The sequence below is a fragment of the Pseudomonas sp. 32_A genome, from assembly GCF_017490905.1.
Lineage (GTDB): Bacteria > Pseudomonadota > Gammaproteobacteria > Pseudomonadales > Pseudomonadaceae > Aquipseudomonas > Aquipseudomonas inefficax.
This window is the reverse complement of the sequence record NZ_JAFGYI010000066.1, coordinates 1-20,165: the sequence shown is the minus strand read 5'-3', so window position 1 is coordinate 20,165 and position 20,165 is coordinate 1. Positions and strand designations below refer to the sequence as shown.

The 20,165-nt window shown below is 63.8% G+C and carries 17 protein-coding genes; 6 read left to right on the top strand and 11 right to left on the bottom strand.

Annotation, left to right across the window (positions count from 1 at the left end; all coding sequences use genetic code 11):
• Positions 1-340: 340 nt before the first annotated feature.
• Complete coding sequence (locus J5M58_RS25005) at positions 341-1,237, top strand: formate/nitrite transporter family protein (protein WP_112250678.1); 897 nt, start codon at positions 341-343, stop codon at positions 1,235-1,237.
• A 3-nt stretch (positions 1,238-1,240) separates the two neighbouring features.
• On the opposite strand, the gene J5M58_RS25000 is transcribed toward J5M58_RS25005, so the two are convergent.
• On the bottom strand, positions 1,241-2,332 hold the full coding sequence (locus J5M58_RS25000) for an MBL fold metallo-hydrolase (RefSeq protein ID WP_207879996.1): 1,092 nt from the start codon (positions 2,330-2,332) through the stop codon (positions 1,241-1,243).
• Positions 2,333-2,461: 129 nt separating this feature from the next.
• Here J5M58_RS25000 and J5M58_RS24995 point away from each other — a divergent pair, with 129 nt between their 5' ends.
• Together J5M58_RS24995 and J5M58_RS24990 are read left to right on the top strand one after the other, a co-directional pair.
• Positions 2,462-3,535 carry a diguanylate cyclase gene (locus J5M58_RS24995; protein ID WP_207879994.1) on the top strand — a complete coding sequence of 358 codons (1,074 nt, stop codon included), beginning with the start codon at positions 2,462-2,464 and terminating at the stop codon, positions 3,533-3,535.
• Positions 3,536-3,586: 51 nt separating this feature from the next.
• Complete coding sequence (locus J5M58_RS24990; protein WP_207879992.1) at positions 3,587-6,172, top strand: EAL domain-containing protein; 2,586 nt, start codon at positions 3,587-3,589, stop codon at positions 6,170-6,172.
• Positions 6,173-6,333: 161 nt separating this feature from the next.
• On the opposite strand, the gene J5M58_RS24985 is transcribed toward J5M58_RS24990, so the two are convergent.
• Together J5M58_RS24985 and J5M58_RS24980 are read right to left on the bottom strand one after the other, a co-directional pair.
• Positions 6,334-6,669 (bottom strand): DUF2025 family protein, encoded by a 336-nt coding sequence (locus J5M58_RS24985; protein ID WP_207879990.1) that lies wholly within the window; start codon positions 6,667-6,669, stop codon positions 6,334-6,336.
• A gap of 123 nt (positions 6,670-6,792) precedes the next feature.
• The gene (locus J5M58_RS24980; RefSeq protein WP_207879988.1) at positions 6,793-7,701 is read right to left on the bottom strand and encodes a LysR family transcriptional regulator; all 909 of its coding nucleotides are present in this window, start codon (positions 7,699-7,701) and stop codon (positions 6,793-6,795) included.
• Positions 7,702-7,812: 111 nt separating this feature from the next.
• Between J5M58_RS24980 and J5M58_RS24975 the strand changes: the two genes are divergently transcribed.
• Positions 7,813-8,571 (top strand): SDR family NAD(P)-dependent oxidoreductase, encoded by a 759-nt coding sequence (locus J5M58_RS24975; protein WP_207879986.1) that lies wholly within the window; start codon positions 7,813-7,815, stop codon positions 8,569-8,571.
• A gap of 202 nt (positions 8,572-8,773) precedes the next feature.
• On the opposite strand, the gene J5M58_RS24970 is transcribed toward J5M58_RS24975, so the two are convergent.
• The 7 genes from J5M58_RS24970 to J5M58_RS24945 form a co-directional block, all read right to left on the bottom strand.
• Positions 8,774-9,631 (bottom strand): HlyD family secretion protein, encoded by an 858-nt coding sequence (locus J5M58_RS24970; RefSeq protein WP_207879984.1) that lies wholly within the window; start codon positions 9,629-9,631, stop codon positions 8,774-8,776.
• A 12-nt stretch (positions 9,632-9,643) separates the two neighbouring features.
• On the bottom strand, positions 9,644-9,850 hold the full coding sequence (locus J5M58_RS24965) for a DUF1656 domain-containing protein (RefSeq protein WP_063913097.1): 207 nt from the start codon (positions 9,848-9,850) through the stop codon (positions 9,644-9,646).
• Positions 9,837-11,825, bottom strand: coding sequence for an FUSC family protein (locus tag J5M58_RS24960; protein ID WP_207879981.1), 1,989 nt, complete (start codon positions 11,823-11,825; stop codon positions 9,837-9,839). The genes J5M58_RS24965 and J5M58_RS24960 overlap by 14 nt, the downstream gene beginning before the upstream one ends.
• Before the next feature lie 296 nt (positions 11,826-12,121).
• On the bottom strand, positions 12,122-12,238 hold the full coding sequence (gene ccoM, locus J5M58_RS28365; RefSeq protein WP_025340347.1) for a cytochrome c oxidase subunit CcoM: 117 nt from the start codon (positions 12,236-12,238) through the stop codon (positions 12,122-12,124).
• A 135-nt stretch (positions 12,239-12,373) separates the two neighbouring features.
• A complete protein-coding gene (locus J5M58_RS24955; protein ID WP_166674299.1) occupies positions 12,374-12,535 on the bottom strand; it encodes a hypothetical protein in 162 nt (53 codons plus the stop codon).
• Between the two features lie 67 nt (positions 12,536-12,602).
• Positions 12,603-12,932, bottom strand: coding sequence for an aspartate-semialdehyde dehydrogenase (locus J5M58_RS24950; RefSeq protein ID WP_112250672.1), 330 nt, complete (start codon positions 12,930-12,932; stop codon positions 12,603-12,605).
• A gap of 63 nt (positions 12,933-12,995) precedes the next feature.
• A complete protein-coding gene (locus tag J5M58_RS24945; protein ID WP_207879979.1) occupies positions 12,996-13,691 on the bottom strand; it encodes a M949_RS01915 family surface polysaccharide biosynthesis protein in 696 nt (231 codons plus the stop codon).
• A 173-nt stretch (positions 13,692-13,864) separates the two neighbouring features.
• On the opposite strand from J5M58_RS24945, the gene rapA reads away from it, so the two are divergent.
• Together rapA and J5M58_RS24935 are read left to right on the top strand one after the other, a co-directional pair.
• Entirely contained in the window at positions 13,865-16,711 is a 2,847-nt protein-coding gene (gene rapA / locus J5M58_RS24940; RefSeq protein ID WP_207879977.1) for an RNA polymerase-associated protein RapA, read from the top strand.
• A 295-nt stretch (positions 16,712-17,006) separates the two neighbouring features.
• Positions 17,007-19,271, top strand: coding sequence for a bifunctional diguanylate cyclase/phosphodiesterase (locus J5M58_RS24935; protein WP_207879998.1), 2,265 nt, complete (start codon positions 17,007-17,009; stop codon positions 19,269-19,271).
• Here the strand turns inward: J5M58_RS24935 and J5M58_RS24930 are convergent.
• Complete coding sequence (locus J5M58_RS24930) at positions 19,171-20,058, bottom strand: NAD(P)-dependent oxidoreductase (RefSeq protein WP_207879975.1); 888 nt, start codon at positions 20,056-20,058, stop codon at positions 19,171-19,173. The two genes, J5M58_RS24935 and J5M58_RS24930, sit on opposite strands and share 101 nt — an antisense overlap.
• Positions 20,059-20,165: the final 107 nt, after the last annotated feature.

Here is a 20,165-nt window from a genome sequence, read left to right as displayed (position 1 = left end):
CAAGCACCCACACGAATTGCTTGATTCGATTTGTTAAAGAGCGTTTGGTTAAGAGCTTTTCGTCTCAACCGAGGCGCGCATTCTACGCTTTCCTCATTTGCTGTCAAGCGTTTATTTTGAAGTTTTTCACAACCAGCTTCTTTCGAAACCCTTCAACCTCAACAACTTACCGCTTGCCTCGAAGCGTTCATCGCTGCGAGGAGGCGAATAATACGCGCTTTGAAATCAGAGTCAACACCTTGATCTGAAAAAACTTTCTGCCGCCGTTTTACCTTTGTCGGCAACTAATGAAAGCGCCGCGAATCTGTAGAAATACACCACCCAACGGAGCGTAGCGGCCATGAGCGATGCGCAAAGCGAGAAAACCCCAGGCCTGTCCGCGGACGAGGAGCAGGAAGTCAGCCTCAACCAACCGCCCCGCGCGGCAGTACTGCACGAGATCATTCGTTACCAGGGCGACCAGGAACTGGAACGCACACTCGCCGCACTATGGTGGTCGGCACTGGCCGCAGGCTTGTCCATGGGGCTGTCGCTCATGGCCATGGGCCTGTTCTACGCTCGCCTGCCTGAGGGCGACAGTGCCCAGGTAATCGCCAGCATCGGCTACAGCGCAGGCTTCCTTGCAGTAATACTGGCGCGCCAGCAGCTGTTCACCGAAAACACCCTGACCGCCGTATTGCCAGTAATGACCACCCCTACCCTGGCCAACTTCGGGCGCCTGCTGCGCCTTTGGAGCGTGGTACTGCTTGGCAACCTCGCCGGGACCTTGCTGGTGGCCTGGGTAATGCTGGAGCTGCCGATCTTCGACAGCAAGACCGACGTGGCCTTCCTGGAGGTGGGCCGCAAGGTAATGAGGAACGATGTCAGCCAGATGTTCGCCAAAGGCATCGTATCGGGGTGGATGATCGCCACCATGGTGTGGATGATTCCGTCGATGGAACACGCCAAGATCTGGATCATCCTGATGATCACCTACCTGATGGCCCTGGGCGACTTTACCCATATCGTGGTCGGCTCGGTCGAGGTGTCCTATCTGGTCTGGGCCGGCGATGAAACCTGGAGCAGCTTCTGGCTGGAGTTCGCCTTGCCGACACTGGCGGGCAACATCATCGGCGGCAGCTTCATCTTCGGCTTGATCAGCCATGCTCAGGTGCGCAGCGACAGCGGCAGACCGCCCTCGCGGCTACTGAAAGAACACCAGCCCCCCTCCCCGCGCCGCGACAACGGCAACAAATGAACTTCAGCGTGCCGCTACCACGCGCTCGTTCGCCTGCCCGCGCTGACGCACAGGTAGCGGCTGCCACCAGTTCTGCCCGGCATGTGGCGAGTCAAGGCTGACCCGCTCCCCCATCTGCGGCGTGCTCAGGCGCACCTGTGCCTGGTTGGCCAACGCCAGAATGCGCTCGAACGGCTCCTGCCAGCCGTGGATGGACAGGTCGAAGGTACCGTTGTGAATCGGCAACAACCAGCGCCCGCGTAAATCGAGATGGGCCCGTAGGCTCTGCTCCGGCTGCATGTGCACATCGGGCCAGGCGACGTTGTAGGCCCCGGTCTCGATCAGGGTCAGGTCGAACGGCCCGAAGCGCTCGCCAATCTGCTTGAACCCATCGAAGTAGCCGGTATCACCACTGAAGAATACCCGCACATCTTCGTCGACGATCACCCACGACGCCCACAAGGTCCGGTTGCTGTCCAGCAGCCCACGCCCGGAAAAGTGCTGAGCCGGGGTGGCGACAAAACGTACGCCCTCGACCTCGCTTTCCTGCCACCAGTCCAGCTGCCGCACCTTCGCCGGTGCTACGCCCCAGGTCATCAGCAGGTTGCCTACGCCCAGCGGGGCCAGGAACACACTCGTGCGCGGGGCCAGTTGGCGAATTGCCTGCTCATCCAGATGATCGAAGTGATCGTGGGACAGTACCACCGCAGCCAACGGTGGCAATTGGTCCAGCGCCAGGGGTGGAGCATGGAAACGCAGCGGGCCGGCCCACTGCACCGGCGAGGCGCGCTCGGCGAATACCGGGTCGGTAATAAAGAAGCGCCCGCGCAACTTGAGCAATACCGTGGAATGGCCAAGGCGCCACAGGCTGCGGTCAGGTGCGTCGAGCACCTGCTGGCGAGTCATGGGCTGCAGGCTCACCGGTGTGGCCGGCCGGGTTTCCGGCGGTTTGCTCAGGAACAGATACTTGAGCCCGATGCGCAGCTTCTGCAATACGCCATCCTGCGGCAACGACGCCTGGTTGTGAAAACGCCCTTCCCGCTGGGGCGCCGGCTCGCCGGCAGGGCTGGTCAAGGGGACCATCAGCAACACTCCGAGCAACAGGAAAGCCTTCATGTTACCCCACAGTGATCGGACCAACCGTGAATTGGCTTGTAAGGTCATTTTTCATAGATGAAACACTGTTCAACAATATTCATGAGAGTTATGCGATAAACGGTGCTCCAGCAGAAGAACGATACCAAGATGGATAAACGCAGCGGCAAAGGACTTTCATTCGTCAAACGCATCTACCTGCCGCGAGTCATCGGCCTGGGGATCGGCCTGTTCAGCGTCATGGCCGCCATGGCGCCGCTGTCCCCGCCCACCTGGGCATGGCTGCTGTTACTGTTCAATGGCCTGCTGTGGCCGCATGTGGCCTACCTGTGGGCAGCCCGTTCGGCCACGCCTTACCAGGCAGAACAGCGCAACCTGGTGCTGGACTCCCTGATGGGTGGGTTCTGGACCGCTGCCATCCATTTCAATCCCTTGCCCAGCGTGACCGTGCTGTCGATGATGACCATGAACAACGTCGCCGCCGGCGGCAAGCGCATGGTCGTTCGCGGCGTCCTGGCCCAGCTGACGGGCATGCTCGTCGCCATCCTGCTGCTGGGCCCCGGCCTGCAATTGAACGCTACGCCCCTGCAGGTCTATGCCTGCCTGCCGATGCTGACGCTCTATCCGCTGGCGCTGGGCTGGGTCTGCTACCAACTGGCGATCAAGCTGGCCGACCACAAGCGCCGCCTGAGCACCCTGAGCCTCACGGACAGCCTGACTGGGCTGCTCAACCATGGTGCCTGGAAAGACCTGCTGCTGTTGAAGTTCCAGGCCTGCCAGCAACAGCAGGGCCACGCGGTGATTGCCCTGATCGACATCGACCACTTCAAGACCATCAACGACACCTTCGGCCATGTGGTTGGCGATTGTGTGCTGCGCCAGCTTGGTGCCGAGCTGCGGCACAACCTGCGCGAAGGTGACCAGGCCGGGCGCTACGGCGGTGACGAATTTTGCGTGATCTTGCCCGATACCAGTGAAGCCCAAGCCTGCCAGGCCATGGAGCGCCTGCGCGAGCGGGTCGCCAGCTACCGCAACCCGCAGCTGCCGCACCTGCGCATAAGCCTGAGCATCGGCCTTTCGGCATTCGAGGCCAACCTGGAGTCACCCGAGCACTGGCTCGAACAGGCGGACAAAGCGCTGTACACCGCCAAGCATGCCGGACGCGACCAGGTCAATTTTGCCCGCAGCGACGCTGCGGCGCTCAGGCTGGCCTATCCTGATTGAACCTCCTTCCTGACTGCCTGGCGGGAGGCTGCCTGAAGGAGCCGCTCGCTCATGGCCAGGACCGCCAACCCTCCACCCGCCAGCCCCACACCGCGCTTCCAGGTGCGTCGCCTGATAGCCGGCTTCAGCGCAGTTTTCGGCTTGGCCTGCCTGGTCATCGTCGGCGCCCTGTTCAACATCGCAGGTACTCTCGACCATCAGGAGCGCCAGCGCAGTGCCTCCCAGGCCAGCAAAGCGCTGGAACAACGGTTGCTTGCCTCGCGCCAGTTCCTTTCCAGTTACGCCGTATGGGATGCTGCTTTCGAACACCTGGCGGGCCAGGTCGACTGGAAATGGGCCTACGAAGAAAAGAACGTGGGCGAGTCGCTGTACAGCGCCAGCGGCTATGAAGGGGTGTTCGTGGTGGAGGACGCACGCACCACCTACGGTTTGTTCAAAGGCCAGCCTACCCAGGCGGCGGCCAATACCTATATTGATGCAGCGCTGCAGCCAATCATCGACCAGGCTCGGGCGGCGGCCATCCCACGTGAACAGATCACCCGGTTCGTCCTGTTCAACGGTTGGCCGGCCGTGCTCAGTGCCGCGGCAGTGCGCCCGGACCGGGATGTCACCGATAGCGAGGTGCGCCAGGCGCCGGTGATGCTGTTCGTCGACCAGCTCACCGAGGAAAAGCTGGCGCAGCTGAGCAGCAGTGCCGGCCTGACCGGCATGCACGTGGAAAACAATGATGTGGGTGAGCACGACCACCTGCGCATCGACCTCGGCGATACCGGCTACCACCTGTCCTGGAGCAGCCCGCTGCCAGGGCAGCAGTTGCTGCGGGCGGTGTTGCCGCCGCTGGCGGGTGCCTTGCTGATACTCGGTCTGATCATGCTGTACCTGTTCCGCCATGCCTTGCGCAGTTCGCGGGCGATCGACCTCACGCTCGCCGATCTGCAGCAGAGCAACCAGGCGCTGGAGGCCAGCGAGCAACGTTTTCGCGCGGTAGCGGAGTCGGCCTCTGACTGGATCTGGGAAACCGATCGGCAACAGCGCCTGACCTACCTTTCGCAACGCTTTGTCAACGTCACCGGCTACCCGGTGGACGACTGGCTCGGCCACCCGCTCAATCAGTTGCTGGCCTGCGATACCACGCCGCTCTCGCCATGGCTGGATGCCTTGGCCGCGGCCGACCCACAACAACTGGCCAACCTGCGCTGCACCTACCGCGACCAGAACGGCCAAAACCGCTACTGCCGGATTTCAGCCCGAGCCATCTGGTACGACGGCAGGCCCGTCGGTTTTCGCGGCACCGCCAGCGACATCACTGACGAAGTCGACGCTCATGCGCGCATCCAGCATCTGTCGCTGCACGACCCGCTGACCGGGCTGGCCAACCGCAACAAGCTGGCCCGGCACCTTGAGCAGGCCTTGTTGCGCGGCAGTGATTCGCCGCCACTGACCTTGCTGCTGCTGGACCTGGACAACTTCAAGCCGATCAACGATTCCCTTGGGCATGCCGCCGGTGACGCCGTGCTGCAGGAGGTAGCAACACGTCTGCGCGACAGCACCCGCGATGGCGACCTGGTCGCGCGCCTGGGCGGCGACGAGTTCCTCCTGGTGCTCGGCGGCATGGACAACCGCAACGAGATCGACCGCTTCTGCGCGCGCCTGATCAGCCTGCTGCAGCAACCGATCGTGTTCGATAGCCAGCCCCTGCACGTGGGCGCCAGCATCGGTGTCGCCCAAACCCGCACCCAAGGCTTCGATGCCGGCGAGCTGATCCGCTGCGCCGATATCGCCCTGTACCAGGCCAAGGCTGACGGCAAGGGCATCTGGCGCTATTTCGCTGCCGAAATGAGCCAGCAGATCCAGTACCGCCGCCAACTGGAGAACGACCTGCGGCGGGCCTTGCGCAACCAGGAGTTCGAGCTGCACTACCAGCCGCGCTACCGCCTCAGCGACCTGCGCATCGTCGCGGTCGAGGCCTTGCTGCGCTGGCAGCATCCGCAGGAGGGGTTGCTGGGGCCGGACACCTTCATCCCGCTGGCCGAACAGAGTGACATCATTGTCGCGCTGGGCCGCTGGGTGCTGCGCGAAGCCTGCCGCACCGCCCATGACTGGCCCGCCGATGTACTGGTTTCGGTGAACCTGTCACCGGCGCAGTTCCTGCGCAGCGATGTGGTGGCCGATGTACGCGAGATCCTGCTGGAAACCGCCTTCCCTGCCCAGCGCCTGGAGCTGGAAATTACCGAGAACGTGATGCTCAATGACATCGAAGGCGCGCTGGGCACCATGCTGTCGCTCAAGGAGCTGGGCGTGCGCCTGAACATGGACGACTTCGGCACCGGCTACTCGTCGTTGGGCTACCTGCGCACCTACCCGTTCGACAGCATCAAGATCGACAAACGCTTCATCGGCGGGCTGAACAACACCGCTGGCAGCGACCGCGCCGTGGTCCAGGCCATCATCAACCTGGGCGAAGCGATGGGGCTGACGGTGACGGCCGAAGGGGTGGAGAGCGAGCAGCAGCTCAAGGCACTGCAGAAGGATCGTTGTCACGAAGTGCAGGGCTATTACATGAGCAGGCCGCTGGACAGTGCGGGGCTTGAGGCGTTGTTACGGCAGGCATCCCAGCGTTCGGTACCCTACCCGTAGCGCGTCGATGTAACTGTCTTGCTCAGGTTGGAATGCTTATCCCTGTGGGAGCGGGTTCACCCGCGAAGAATGCGGCGCGGTATATGGCACCGGCTTCGCCGGTGTTCGCGGGTGAACCCGCTCCCACAGGGATAGTGCAGTTTTTCGAAGTTTCTTCGCTATTACAGAGCTGAATCCCGCTGCAAGCTGCGCTCTGCCACGATTTCCGGCAGGTCGCGCCGACGCAGGTAGGTGCGCAGCGGTTCACCGATGTTCAAACGGTCATCCACGTGCTGCTCCAGCAACAGCGCCAGCCGTTTGCGGCACAGGGCCATGCGCTGCCCTTGCTCGGGCCGCCAGACAAACTCGCTGCAAGGCGTGATACTGGCGTCGGCCACGTCCATGCCGAATGAATCTTCGGAAAAACGCACGATGTGCACACCGCGCTTGCCATGAAAACCGACAAAACCCTTGAGCTGGTCGGCAGCGTTGCAAATGTCCTGGGAAGTGATGGCCATGACGTAACCTCGCAATCAAATCGGAAGATACGCACGCCAGGCGGGGAAAGGTTGCCTCTGCCGGGCAACTCGTGGCTGGCAGCCTAACGCAAGCCGTCGCACAGGCGCCACGGTTTTCATCGATCAGCGCCCACCGTCTACCTGGGAATGCAGCAGCTCGCCCAGCCACTGCATGAAGGCCTGCACCCGGCGTGGCACGTGCCGTTGCCGTGCATACAGCAGTGACACTGGCATGGCCGGGGCTTGCCAGCCTTCCAGTACCGAAACCAGCTCACCGCGCTGCAGGTGCTCGGCCACGCCCACCGCCGGCACCTGGATCAGCCCCAGCCCGGCCAGGCATGCCGCCGAATACGCCTCGGCATTGTTGACTGTCACCACGCCGGCCATTGCCTGGAAGTGCAGTTCACCGTCCTGGAGGTATTCGAAACCGGCGCTGCGCGCGCCCAGGGTGCGAACGTAATGCACCAGGTGGTGCCGGGCCAGGTCCTGCAGCGTGTGCGGCACGCCATGGCGGGCCAGGTAGGCAGGGCTTGCACAGTTGCGCATGCTCAGTTGCCCGACCGGGCGCGCCACCACATCCAGGTCATGCAGGGCACCAATGCGCATCACGCAATCGAAGCCTTCACGCAGCAGGTCGACCTGGCGGTCGGTGCAACTGAGCTCCACCTCCAGGCGCGGAAAGCGCTGCAGAAACTGCGGCAGCGCCGGGATGATGACCCGGCGGGCCATCATGGTCGGCAGGTCGACCCGCAGGCGCCCGGCCAGCTCGGCATCGTCGGCGCGGAACAGGCTCTCGATTTCGTCCATGCCCGACAGCAGGTCCTTGCTGCGTTCGTACAGCAAGGCGCCATCCTGGGTTGCCTGCACCCGGCGGGTGGTGCGGTTGAACAGCTGCGTACCCAGCATACGCTCCAGCGCCCTGACCTGCTCCGACACGGTCGAACGGGGCAGCCCCAGGCTTTCCGCAGCCAGGGTGAAACTGCTGACCTCGCTGACCCGCACAAAGGTGCGCAACAACTCCAGCTTGTTCACTTGAACCTCGTCTATCCGGTTTTACCGAACAGTATTTCCATATTCGCTGGATTTAACAGCAGAACAGCGACCAATAACCTGTGCTCATCAGCCCACCATGAGGTTTCCACCATGACCCGCAAGATTGCCCTGATTACTGGCGCCAGCCGCGGCCTGGGCCGCAACACTGCCGAACACCTGGCCGCACGCGGCATCGATGTCATCGGCACCTACCACAGCAAGGCGGAGGAGGCCCAGGCCGTGGCCGCCCGGCTGGAGCAGGCCGGGGTCAAGGCCACCATGCTGCAACTGGACGTCAGCGACAGCGCCAGCTTTGCCGGTTTCGCCGAACGCCTGAAAGCAACCTTGCAGCAACACTTCGGCCGCGAACGGTTCGACTTTCTGGTGAACAATGCCGGGATCGGCTTGAACGTGCCCTACACCGAAACCAGCGAGGCGCAGTTCGACCAGTTGCTGAACATCCAGTTGAAAGGGCCGTTCTTTCTCTCCCAGCGCCTGCTGCCGCTGCTGGTCGACAATGGCCGCATCGTCAACATTTCCACTGGCCTGGCGCGCTTTGTACTGCCGGGGTATGCCGCCTATGCCGCGATGAAGGGGGCGATGGAAGTGCTTACCCGCTACCAGGCCAAGGAACTCGGGGCGCGCGGGATTCGCGTGAACATTCTGGCGCCGGGGGCGATCGAGACGGACTTTGGCGGCGGCGTGGTGCGGGACAACCGCCAGGTGAATGAATACATTGCCGGCAACACGGCGCTGGGGCGGGTGGGCTTGCCGGATGATATCGGGGCAGCGATTGCGCTGTTGCTGGAAGATGGCAATGGCTGGATCAACGGGCAACGGCTGGAGGTTTCAGGCGGGATGTTCCTCTGAGGTCAGGTTTTCTGGGGCCGCTTTGCGGCCCATCGCCGGCAAGCCAGCTCCCACCTCGACTGCATCGACCTCAAGCATTGTGCAGTACCTGTGGGAGCTGACTTGCCGGCGATGAGGCCAGGACAGGCAACACAGGACAGTTGCTCCCACCACCGCATGAGCCTGGGTTGCCAGCGATCGGGCCACAGAGTAGCCACCTGCCTCATTGCTCATGCACCTGCACACTGGCCGTCATCCCCGCACTCAGGGTCACCCCCTCCGGCACCTGGTCCAGGCGGATCCTCACCGGTATCCGCTGCGCCAGGCGTACCCAGTTGAAGGTCGGCTCAACCTCCGGCAGCAACTGGCTGTCGGGGTTACTGTTGCGGTCGGTGATACCACGGCTGATGCTCTCCACATGCCCTTGCATCGGCTCGCCCGCGCCCATCAGCCAGACCTTCACCGCATCCCCCACACGAATGCGCGGCAGCTTGGTTTCCTCGAAATAGGCCTGGATATAGAAGGTTGAATCGTCCACCAGGGCCATCACCGATTCCCCGGTGTTCACATAGTTGCCCTCGGCCAGGCGCAGGTTGGTGATATGCCCGCTGCGCGGTGCCCGCACTTCACTTCGCGCCAGGTTTATTCTGGCAACCTGCAACTGTGCCTCGGCCTCATGCAGTTCACCGCGGGCAATGGCCGCATTGATCTGGGCGTTTTCCCGCAGTTCGGCACTGATCGCCTCCGGCCCCAGGGCCGTACGCCGGGCGGCTTCCCGCTCGCGCAGGCGCAGTTGCTGGCTGCGGGTCTCGGTCACCGCGCTGGCCTGGTCGAATGCCGCCTGGAAGCGTTCGCGGTCAATGCTCATCAGCAGGTCGCCGGCCTTGACCTGCTGGTTGTCACGAACCTTCAGCTCGCGCACCCAGCCGGACACATCGGGGGCGATCACCACCACATCGGCACGCACACGCGCATCTCGGGTCCAGGGGGTGAGCATGTAGTACTGCCACAACTGATAGCCGGCGAACACGGCAAGGGCCACCACACACAAGGTGACCAAGGTACGTACGGCCGCACGCATCGAAACACTCCTTTACAAGGTTCCCAGCAGTCGCACCACCAGGAACAACACACAAACGAACAGCGCCGCGTCGAACAGCGCTTCATGCCAGATCCAGCGCCCCAACGGCGTGGCCTGCACCACCAGACGCAGCAACCCGGTAAGCACCAGCGCCAGCAACACATAAACAAGGAAGGGACTGAACAGCACGCCGCCCACTTCCCACTCACGCAACCCCATGAGCTTCCTCCTGCCAGCGGCACCACTTGCCCCAGCTTTTTTGCAGTTGCAGCACCGCCCCTTCGGCCAACCGCAGCGGATCGCTGGAGGGTAGACGGCGCAAGGCGCCAATAAACTGTTCGCTGGCGGCATCCAGGCGCTGCCCGCGCCCGGGCGCCGGCCCCTTGGCCAGCACGGCCTCTACCTGCTGCAGGTATTCACGCTCGGCACGCCCCAACGGGGCCTGGGCGACCGCCAGGCACATGCGCAGATGCACCAGTTCGTCGCCGATATCCAGGCCGTGCAGGCCGTCGTCCCAGCGCTTGCGTTCGCTCTCGGGCAGTTCGCCGGCATGCCGCGCCAGTTGCATCAGGCGGTCGGCCATGCGCCCGCCAAACCAGCTGTCGGCCCCGCGCAAGTCGCGTCGGGTCAGGCGCACCAGGTCGTTCTGGGTCGCCGCACGCAAGCGCCGGCCCAGCCAGGCCGGGTGACGGAACACCAGCAAACGGAAGGCCATCACCGCTGCCGACACACCTACCAGCATGGCCAAGGCACTGTTGAGCATGGTGGCCACGCCGAACTGCATGGCATTGAGCGGCGACACCAGCACGATGAAATGCAGGCAATAAGAGGTAGCCGTTGCCCCGGTCCGCGGGTGAGCCATACCCAGTGCACCAAGAAACAGCGGCACGCCCATGCCCAGGCAAAGCATGGCGAAGCTGCTCCATTGCGGCAGCAGAATCTGCCCGACCAGAAACGCCGCGGGTATCGCCAGGAAGATCCCGCGCAAGAAGCTCAGGCCGATCTGCGCACCATTCTCGCGGCTGGCGAACAGGCTGCAGACCACACAGGTCAGCACCAGGCCACCCGGCGCCGAAGGCCAGGCGGTGGCCAGCCAGAAGCCGCTCATTACCAGAAAGGCCAGCGCACTGCGTGAGCCGAACAGCAAGGCCAGCGACCAGTCTCGGTGCGCAGCCAGGCCTTGGGACACATCCTTGGGCGCCCTGCCCGCCTCGACATCTTCCAGCGCCTGGCTGGCAGCCATGGCGTAGTCCAGCAGCAGCGCCATGCGCGCCAGGCAGAAGTGCTCCGCCGGGCTGATCTGCTCATCGTGGGCGGCATCCCAGATGCGCTGGCGCAGCACCAACAGGCCCGGCTGATCGGGCTTGCTCAGCAGTGCGCGCACCTCCTCCAGCCAGGGTGCCAGGCGTTGGGCCTCGCGCTCATCCAGTTGCCGCCACTGCCGACGCACCGACCGGGAAATGCGCAGCAGCACCATCAGTTTCTGGCTCAGGCCGCGAATGGCACGAGCGCGCTGGCGCCCGCGGTTGCCTTCGAACCAGGCGTGTTCGCGCTGGCTGTCGATGGCAACGATACGCCCCAGGCTCTCCAGCAAGCCTTTGCGCGCCTCGTCTTCCCCGCCCAGCATGGCACTGGCGGCCTGCAGGCCGTTCTGCCAGGCCTGGCGGGCCTGCCCGCCCAGTTGCTGCTCTACCCGCATGGGCCAGAGCAAGGCACTGCTGGCGGTGGCACAGAAGATACCCAGGCAGATCTCGGTGCAGCGCGCCACGGCCTGGTCGAACACCTGCAATGGGTGGTCGATGGCCGGCAGGGCAATGATCGCCGCGGTGTAGCCTGCCAGCACGAAGGCATAGGCCCAGGCGCTGCGTAGTTGGGTGGAGGCGGCGGTGCACAGGGCCAGCCACAGGGCCAAGGTGAGCAGGAACAGGCCGGGGGTCTGGGCGAACAGGCCGATGAACAGCACCGACACAATCGTGCCGACAAGAGTGCCCGCCAGCCGCGCCAAGCCCTTTTGCACCACCATGCCCGATAAAGGCTGGGCGACGATGAAAGCGGTCATCAGTGCCCAGGACGGTTGCTCCAGGCCCCAGCGCATCGCCAGCCACAGCGCCAGGCCGCCACCGAGCAGGGTCTTGATGGCGAACTTGAGGGCGAGGCTGCTGGGGGCGAACAGGGCCTGGAGAGTGATGGGCACGAGGCGGACCTTGCGGGGATGGTCTTGTAGAAAGATAGACAATGATGGGAAGGATAAGGCGGAAAGGATTAATTAGCTAGCTAATCATCTTTGTTATCGACAGGCTCTCCTGTGCTGCCCTGTTCGCGGGCACGCCCGCTCCCACATGGGACCGCGCACAGTCCGAATCTCGTGAAGTCATTGTGGGAGCGGGTTTACCCGCGAAGAGGCCGGCACAGGCAACACAAAAATTGCAGGCAAAAAAATGGGCGACCGAAGTCGCCCTAAATGCCTTGCGTGCTCGTGTACCCGGAAGGTCAGCGCGGCTTGCGCTTGTTCGAATCCTTCCAGATGAAAATGCCCAGACCGGCAAAGAAGACGACCATCAACCCGACCGTTACCACTCCGGCGATAACCACGTTGTCGAAGAACATGCTGGCCTCCCCATTCGTTTGCCGTTGTCCGATGGGTGCAAGTTAACCAAACTGGGGGCGGGGAAAATTGATCGGTGTCAATGGTGCCCGGGGCCGGGCACGCGAGGCGGGTGCTGGGTTGACCTGCGTCAAGTTTCAGCGTTTCTTCGGCTTGTTCTTGGGTTTCTTTTTCTTGGCGGTGTTCAACGGCAGGGCCTGCTCGAAAGCATTGCGCATTTCGTTCAGGCGCTTTTCCTTGAGGTCGTGGACGCGCTTGGCGCGTTCGGCATCGAAATCGATGAGGTTGTCTTGGCTCATGGGTGGGCTCGACGATCAACTGAGACTTGCATGATGAAGCCAGGCGCTGGCGCTGACCAGCCCCGCGTCAGACTTCGATGTCCACCAGAAGCCCCTGGCGCCCGTGCTCGCCCATCAACGGCGCCACCGGCACGGTGTTGTCGGCGTTGACCTCGTCACCCGGCATCGCACTGTAGCGTTCGTCGTCGCCCTTCTGCCGGCGTTGCTGCTGGCGGCGCTGCTCGTCGCGCAGCAGTAGTGCCTGCTCCTGCGGGTCACGCTGGTGCTTGAGGTCGATGGTGCTTTCGCCGGAGGCAGGCTGCGTCGGCACCACCGGCTTGATGTCGGGTGTCGGTTTGACCGGGTCCTGTTGCGAGGTCACCGGGGCGGCACTGAGCGGAATGATCGGTGGCAGCATGGACGTTCTCCTATGCCCCCTGTATCGGCAGGCGCGGGCTTACCTTGATGGCAGGCACAACACTTATTCGGCTTCTTCGTCAGGCTCGTCGTCGGTTGGCGGGCTGGCCTCGCTCCAGGGGCGCTTGTACACCTGCTGCCAGACCGCGTCCATGTGTTCGCGCAGCACCTGTGGCGCGGCTTTGAGCGAGGCGCTGTCTTCGCGCTCACCGCCGATCGGCTCCTCACCCGCCGGGGTGATCAGCGACTGGCCGGTGATACTGTAGCTGGCCTGCCCTTCACGCATCTCGATGGCGATGTCGTGCGGGTCGATGCCACCGCCGCAGAAGGCGTGGCTGGCAACCGTCACCTCGGCGACGCCGTCCTTGTTCAGGTCGCCGACATCGCTGACATCGTTATAGAAGTCCACATCCAGGTCCAGGCCCGGGCAGGTGGTTTCCTGTTCGATCTGCCAGCGCGCCTTGAACGCGTCGCTTTCGGCGGTGCGCCCGTACAACGTGGCCTTGAGGACCACCTTGTCCACTTCCTGCTCGCTTTCCGGGTCGCTGGTCTGGCCATCGCTGCGGCTCAATACCAGCAGGCCTTCACCATCGCGGTCACGAAAGTGCACGCTCTTGATCGGCGTTTGCACGCCCAGTACCTCGAGCTGCTCGATCGGGATGGCGGGCAAGGTCTCGAAGTTTTTCTGCTCGCAGGCGGCCAGCAGCAACAGGCTGCCCACGGCCATCGAAGTGCTGATCCAGCGGTGCTTGGCAGACATGTTGATCCGGGGCCCTCGTCGGCAGCACGGTGGGGGACGATGAAGCGACTAGACTGTTGCTACCTATCGCACTTCCTATCGCAATTCGGCACCTTTCGATGCGCTCGGCACTTTGGTCTGACCGGCCGATCCGTTAACATAATCGGCTTTTTCATCGCGGGAGTTCAGGCAGTATGGCGCAGCAGTATCAACCGGGGCAACGCTGGATCAGCGACAGCGAAGCCGAGCTCGGCCTGGGTACCATCCTGGCGCAGGATGGCCGCCTGTTGACCGTGCTCTACCCGGCCACTGGCGACACCCGCCAGTATTCCCTGCGCAATGCGCCGCTGACCCGCGTGCGCTTCTCGCCAGGTGACCAGATCACCCACTTCGAAGGCTGGAAGCTGACTGTGCGCGAGGTCGAGGATATCGACGGGCTGATGGTCTATCACGGTCTGGACGGGCAAAACCAGCCGCGCACCCTGCCGGAAACCCAGTTGTCGAACTTCATCCAGTTCCGCCTGGCCAGCGACCGCCTGTTCGCCGGGCAGATCGACCCGCTGTCGTGGTTCAGCCTGCGCTACAACACCCTGCAGCACACCAGCAAGCAAATGCAGTCGGCGCTGTGGGGCCTGGGCGGCTGCCGCGCCCAACCCATCGCCCACCAGTTGCACATCGCTCGCGAAGTCGCCGACCGCAGCGCGCCGCGCGTCTTGCTGGCCGACGAAGTGGGCCTGGGCAAAACCATCGAGGCCGGCCTGGTGATCCACCGCCAGCTGCTGTCCGGCCGCGCCAGCCGCGTGCTGATCCTGGTGCCGGAAAACCTCCAGCACCAATGGCTGGTGGAAATGCGTCGCCGCTTCAACCTGCAGGTGGCCCTGTTCGACGCCGAGCGCTTCATCGAAAGCGACGCCAGCAACCCGTTCGAGGATGCCCAGCTGGCGCTGGTGGCCCTGGAGTGGCTGGTCGAAGACGAAAAGGCCCAGGACGCGCTGTTCGCCGCCGGCTGGGACCTGATGGTAGTGGACGAAGCCCACCACCTGGTCTGGCACGAAGACCAGGTCAGCGCCGAATACGGCCTGGTCGAACAGCTGGCCCAGGTGATCCCGGGCGTGCTGCTGCTCACCGCCACCCCAGAGCAGCTCGGCCAGGACAGCCACTTCGCCCGCCTGCGCCTGCTCGACCCCAACCGCTTCCATGACCTGGCCGCCTTCCGCGCCGAGAGCGAGCACTATCGCCCGGTGGCCGAAGCCGTACAGGAACTGCTCGACGAAGGCCGCCTGTCACCCAAGGCCCACGCCACCATCCAGGGCTTCCTGGGTGCCGAAGGCGAAGCCCTGCTGGCAGCGGTCAGCGACGGCGATACCCAGGCCAGCGCGCGCCTGATCCGTGAGCTGCTCGACCGCCACGGCACCGGCCGCGTGCTGTTCCGTAACACCCGCGCGGCGGTCCAGGGCTTCCCTGAGCGCCAGCTGCACCCTTACCCACTGGCAACGCCCGAGCAGTACCGCGACCTGCCAGCCGGCGAACATGCCGAGCTGTACCCGGAAGTTGCCTTCCAGGCCCAGGGCGAGGTGGCCGACGACGAGCGCTGGTGGCGTTTCGACCCGCGTGTCGACTGGCTGATCGACACCCTGAAGATGCTCAAGCGCACCAAGGTGCTGGTGATCTGCGCCCATGCCGAAACCGCGATGGACCTGGAAGACGCCCTGCGCGTGCGCTCGGGCATCCCGGCCTCGGTGTTCCATGAAGGCATGAGCATCCTCGAACGCGACCGCGCCGCCGCCTACTTCGCCGACGAAGAGTTCGGCGCCCAGGTGCTGATCTGCTCCGAAATCGGCAGCGAAGGCCGCAACTTCCAGTTTGCCCACCATCTGGTGATGTTCGACCTGCCAGCGCACCCGGACCTGCTCGAACAGCGCATCGGCCGCCTCGACCGCATCGGCCAGAAGCACACCATCCAGCTGCATATCCCGTACCTGCAGGACAGCCCGCAAGAGCGCCTGTTCCAGTGGTACCACGAAGGGCTCAACGCCTTCCTCAACACCTGCCCTACTGGTAATGCACTGCAGCATCAGTTCGGCCCACGCCTGCTGCCACTGCTCGAAAGCGGCGAAAGCAAGGCCTGGGAAGCACTGGTGGCCGACGCCCGCAGCGAGCGCGAACGCCTGGAAGCCGAACTGCATACCGGCCGTGACCGCCTGCTGGAACTCAACTCCGGCGGTGCCGGCGAAGGCCAGGCACTGGTCGAGGACATTCTCGAACAGGACGACCAGTTCGCCCTGCCGATCTACATGGAAACCCTGTTCGACGCCTTCGGCATCGACAGCGAAGACCATTCCGAGAACGCGCTAATCCTCAAGCCGAGCGAGAAGATGCTCGACGCCAGCTTCCCGCTGGGCGACGACGAAGGCGTGACCATCACCTACGACCGTGGCCAGGCGCTGTCGCGCGAGGACATGCAGTTCCTCACCTGGGAACACCCGATGGTGCAAGGCGGCATGGACCTGGTGCTGTCCGGCTCGATGGGCAACACCGCCGTGGCGCTGATCAAGAACAAAGCGCTCAAACCCGGTACCGTGCTGCTTGAACTGCTGTTCGTCAGCGAGGTGGTGGCACCGCGCATCCTGCAACTGGGCCGTTACCTGCCACCGGCAGCATTGCGCTGCCTGCTTGATGCCAATGGCAACGATCTGGCATCGCGCGTGGCCTTCGAAACCCTCAACGACCAGCTGGAAAGCGTGCCGCGCGCCAGCGCCAACAAGTTCGTCCAGGCCCAGCGTGACATGCTGGCCCAGCGCATCGGCAGTGGCGAGGCCAAGGTCCTGCCGGCCCACGTCGAGCGGGTGGCCGAGGCCCAGCGTCGCCTGAAAGCGGAGGCCGACGAGGAGCTGGCCCGCCTGGTCGCGCTGCAAGCAGTCAACCCGAGTGTGCGCGACAGCGAGATCGAAGCGCTGCGCAAGCAGCGCGAAGAGGGCTTGGCGATGCTTGAAAAGGCCGCCCTGCGCCTGGAGGCCATTCGCGTGCTGGTGGCTGGCTAGTCTTTCCCCGCACCCCGTGTAGGAGCGGCCTTGTGTCGCGATGGGCTGCGCAGCAGCCCCAGATTTCTGCACTACCGCAAAAATGCTGGGGCTGCTGCGCAGCCTATCGCGACACAAGGCCGCTCCTACAAAAATGCGAGCCAATATTCTTGCCGGCGATTGATTTCATAACCAAATCGTAGAAATCAATGTGCCATTAGTCAGGAAGGCTTAACCACCTCTTCCTATACTGCCTCTGGACAGTCTGCACAGGGTTGTAGCGCAGACGAGTGAAAACTCGATCATGAGGCATTCCATGGAGTGGCTGGGGCTGCAACTGTTCGCCGACCTGCCGGCAACCGGGCGCATCGTCATTGATTGCCGGCATGAACCGTTCCTGGTTCTGCTCGCCTACCTCGTCGCCTGTGCGGCCTGCTTCGCCACCCTGGACATGGCCGAGCGCCAATCCCACAGCGAAGACCCCACCGCCCACCGACAATGGAACATGCTCGGTGCCTGCTGCCTGGCAGGTGGCATCTGGGCCATGCACTTCATCAGCATGCTGGCTTTCCAGGCGCCAGTGGAAGTGCACTATGACGTTTCCCTTACCATCCTGTCGCTGCTCATCGCCCTGGCCGTCGCCTGGCTGGCCATGCACAGCCTCGACCGCAGCCAGATGCGCACGCACCACTACCTGCAAAGTGCAGTGCTGATTGGCCTGGGCATCATCCTCATGCACTTCGTCGGCATGGCCGCCCTGGAAACCGGAGCCCGCCAGTACTACCAGACCGGCCTGCTGCTGGCATCTGCCACCATTGCCCTGCTGACCAGCCTGACGGCGCTGTGCCTGGCACGCTACTTCCGTCATGGCAGCGGCACCTTGCACCACGCCATGAAATACGGCGCCAGCCTGCTGATGGCCGGCGGCATAGTCGCCACCCACTTCAGCGCGATGTCGGCCATGACCCTGGTCATCCCGGCAGACACTGCCCTGCGCCTGCCCTCTGGCGACAACAGCCTGCAACTGGCGCTCGGCATCGGCTTCATCACCCTGCTGATCAGTGCTGCCAGCATCAGTACCGCGCTGGCCGACAAGAAGCTGCAAAGCAAGGAACACGACCTGCGGCGGGTCAGCGTGTTGCTCAGCCAGCTGGACCAGGCCCGGGCTTCGCTGCAGCAGGCCGCGCACTACGATGCCCTGACCAACCTGGTCAACCGCCGAGGTTTCAACCAGGTGTTCGCCGAACGCCTGGCCGAACACCAAGCCACGGAAAACCACCTGGCAGTGATGTTCCTCGACATCGACCATTTCAAGCGCATCAATGACAGCCTCGGCCACGACGCCGGCGACGAACTGCTCAAAGTGATCGCCAGCCACATCAAGGCCGCCACCCGCAACCACGACCTGGTCGCGCGCTTTGGCGGCGACGAGTTCTGCGTGGTCACCAGCCTCAACAACCGCGACGAAGCCCGCCACCTGGCCCAGCGCATCATGCAGCGGATGAAGGAGCCCATCGACCTGGGCGGTCGGCGCATGGTCATGACCACCAGCATCGGCATCAGCATCTTCCCCGACGACGGCACCACCGCCGAAGAGCTGCTCAAGCACGCAGACCTCGCGCTGTACCAGTCCAAGGGCAACGGGCGCAACAGCCTGAACTTCTTCAACGACAGCCTGAAGACCCAGGCCTCGATTGCCCTGCAACTGGAAGAGGAACTGCGGGTGGCCCTGGTCGAGGAGCATGGGCTGTGCGTGCATTACCAGCCGATATTCGACCTGCGCAGCAGGCAAGTGGCCAAACTGGAAGCCCTGGTGCGCTGGCGACACCCGCAACACGGCCTGCTCGGGCCCGATCGTTTCATTGCCATCGCCGAAGCCAACGGCCTGATCATCGACCTTGACCTGTGGGTGCTGCGCCACGCCTGCGCCGACCTGGCCTACCTGCAGCGCCACGGCCATGGCAACCTCAAGGTCACGGTCAATTGCTCGGCCGTCACCCTCAGCCACGACGAACTGCCCAACGAGGTGGAGAAGGCGCTGTTCCACGCCGGGCTCGCGCCCTGCCAGCTGGAGCTGGAAGTGACCGAGAACGCCCTGATGGGTGACATCCAGCGTACGGTCAACCTGCTCAAGCGCGTGCGCGCCCAGGGCGTGGCGCTGTCGATCGATGACTTCGGCACCGGCTACTCGTCACTGGCCTACCTCAAGCGCCTGCCGCTGGATGTGCTGAAGATCGACCGCAGCTTCCTGCAGGATGTGCCAGGCAACCAGAAGGACCGCGAGATCGTCCAGGCGATCATCGTCATGGCGCATACCCTCCATCTGCAGGTGGTCAGCGAGGGCGTGGAAAACGCCGAACAGCTGGCGTTTCTCGAAGCCCACGGCTGCGACTACCTGCAAGGCTACCTGCTGGGCCGCCCGGAGCCGCTGGCCGAACTGCGCTCGTTGCTGGAGCGGCTTCAGCACCAGGGCGGCCTATTCAGCCCTTGCTGCGATACAGCTCAACCAGTGTCGCCGGATCTTTTTGCAGATACCCCTGGCTTGCGTGCAGGCGCATCAATTGTGCGGCAAGGCCACTGAGCGGCGTCGCCGAGCCTTGCTCGCGGGAGAACTTGACCGCGCCATCGAGGTCCTTGAGCAGCGTGCGCACGTGCCACTTGATCGGCTCGAAGCGGCTCTCGGCCATTTGCGGAGCGAGGATCTGCAACGGTTTGGAGTCGGCAAAACCGCCCGCCAGCGCTTCGGCGATCAGCGTCGCGTCGACCCCGGACTGTTCAGCCAAGGCCACCACTTCGGCGATCACCAGGGCATTGCAGGCCACGATCATCTGGTTGCAGGCCTTGGTCACCTGGCCTGCGCCCACCGCCCCCATGTGCGTCACGCGCTGGCCAAGTACCTGCAGTACCGGGCGCGCACGCTCCAGGTCGGCCGACTCGCCACCGACCATGATCGCCAGGGTGCCGGCTTCGGCCCCGGGCGTGCCGCCGGAAACTGGCGCGTCCAGCCAGGCCATACCGCACAGCGCTGCCAGTTCGGCGGCCATTTCACGGGTGGCGGTTGGCTCAAGGCTGGAGAAATCGATCAGCAACTGACCACTACGCCCGCCCTGGGCAATGCCTTGCTCGCCGAACACCACCTCGCGGACCACGGCCGTGTCGGCCAGGCACAGCAGCAGCATGTCGCTGTCGCGGCACAGTTCGGCAGGGTTGCTGGCCAGGCGCGCGCCGGCGGTGACCAGTGCAGCGCACTTGTCCGGGCTGCGGTTCCACACCGTCAGCGGGTAGCCCGCTGCCAACAGGCGCCGGCACATGGGCAGGCCCATCAGGCCGATGCCGGCGAATCCAAGCGAAGGTAGTGCAGTGCTCATCGATGACTCCTGACTATTCGAATAACCGGGGGCCGCTGTGCGGCCCATCGCCGGCAAGCCAGCTCCCACAGGTGAGGTGCAGCCCTGTAAAGCTGCACCGAACCCTG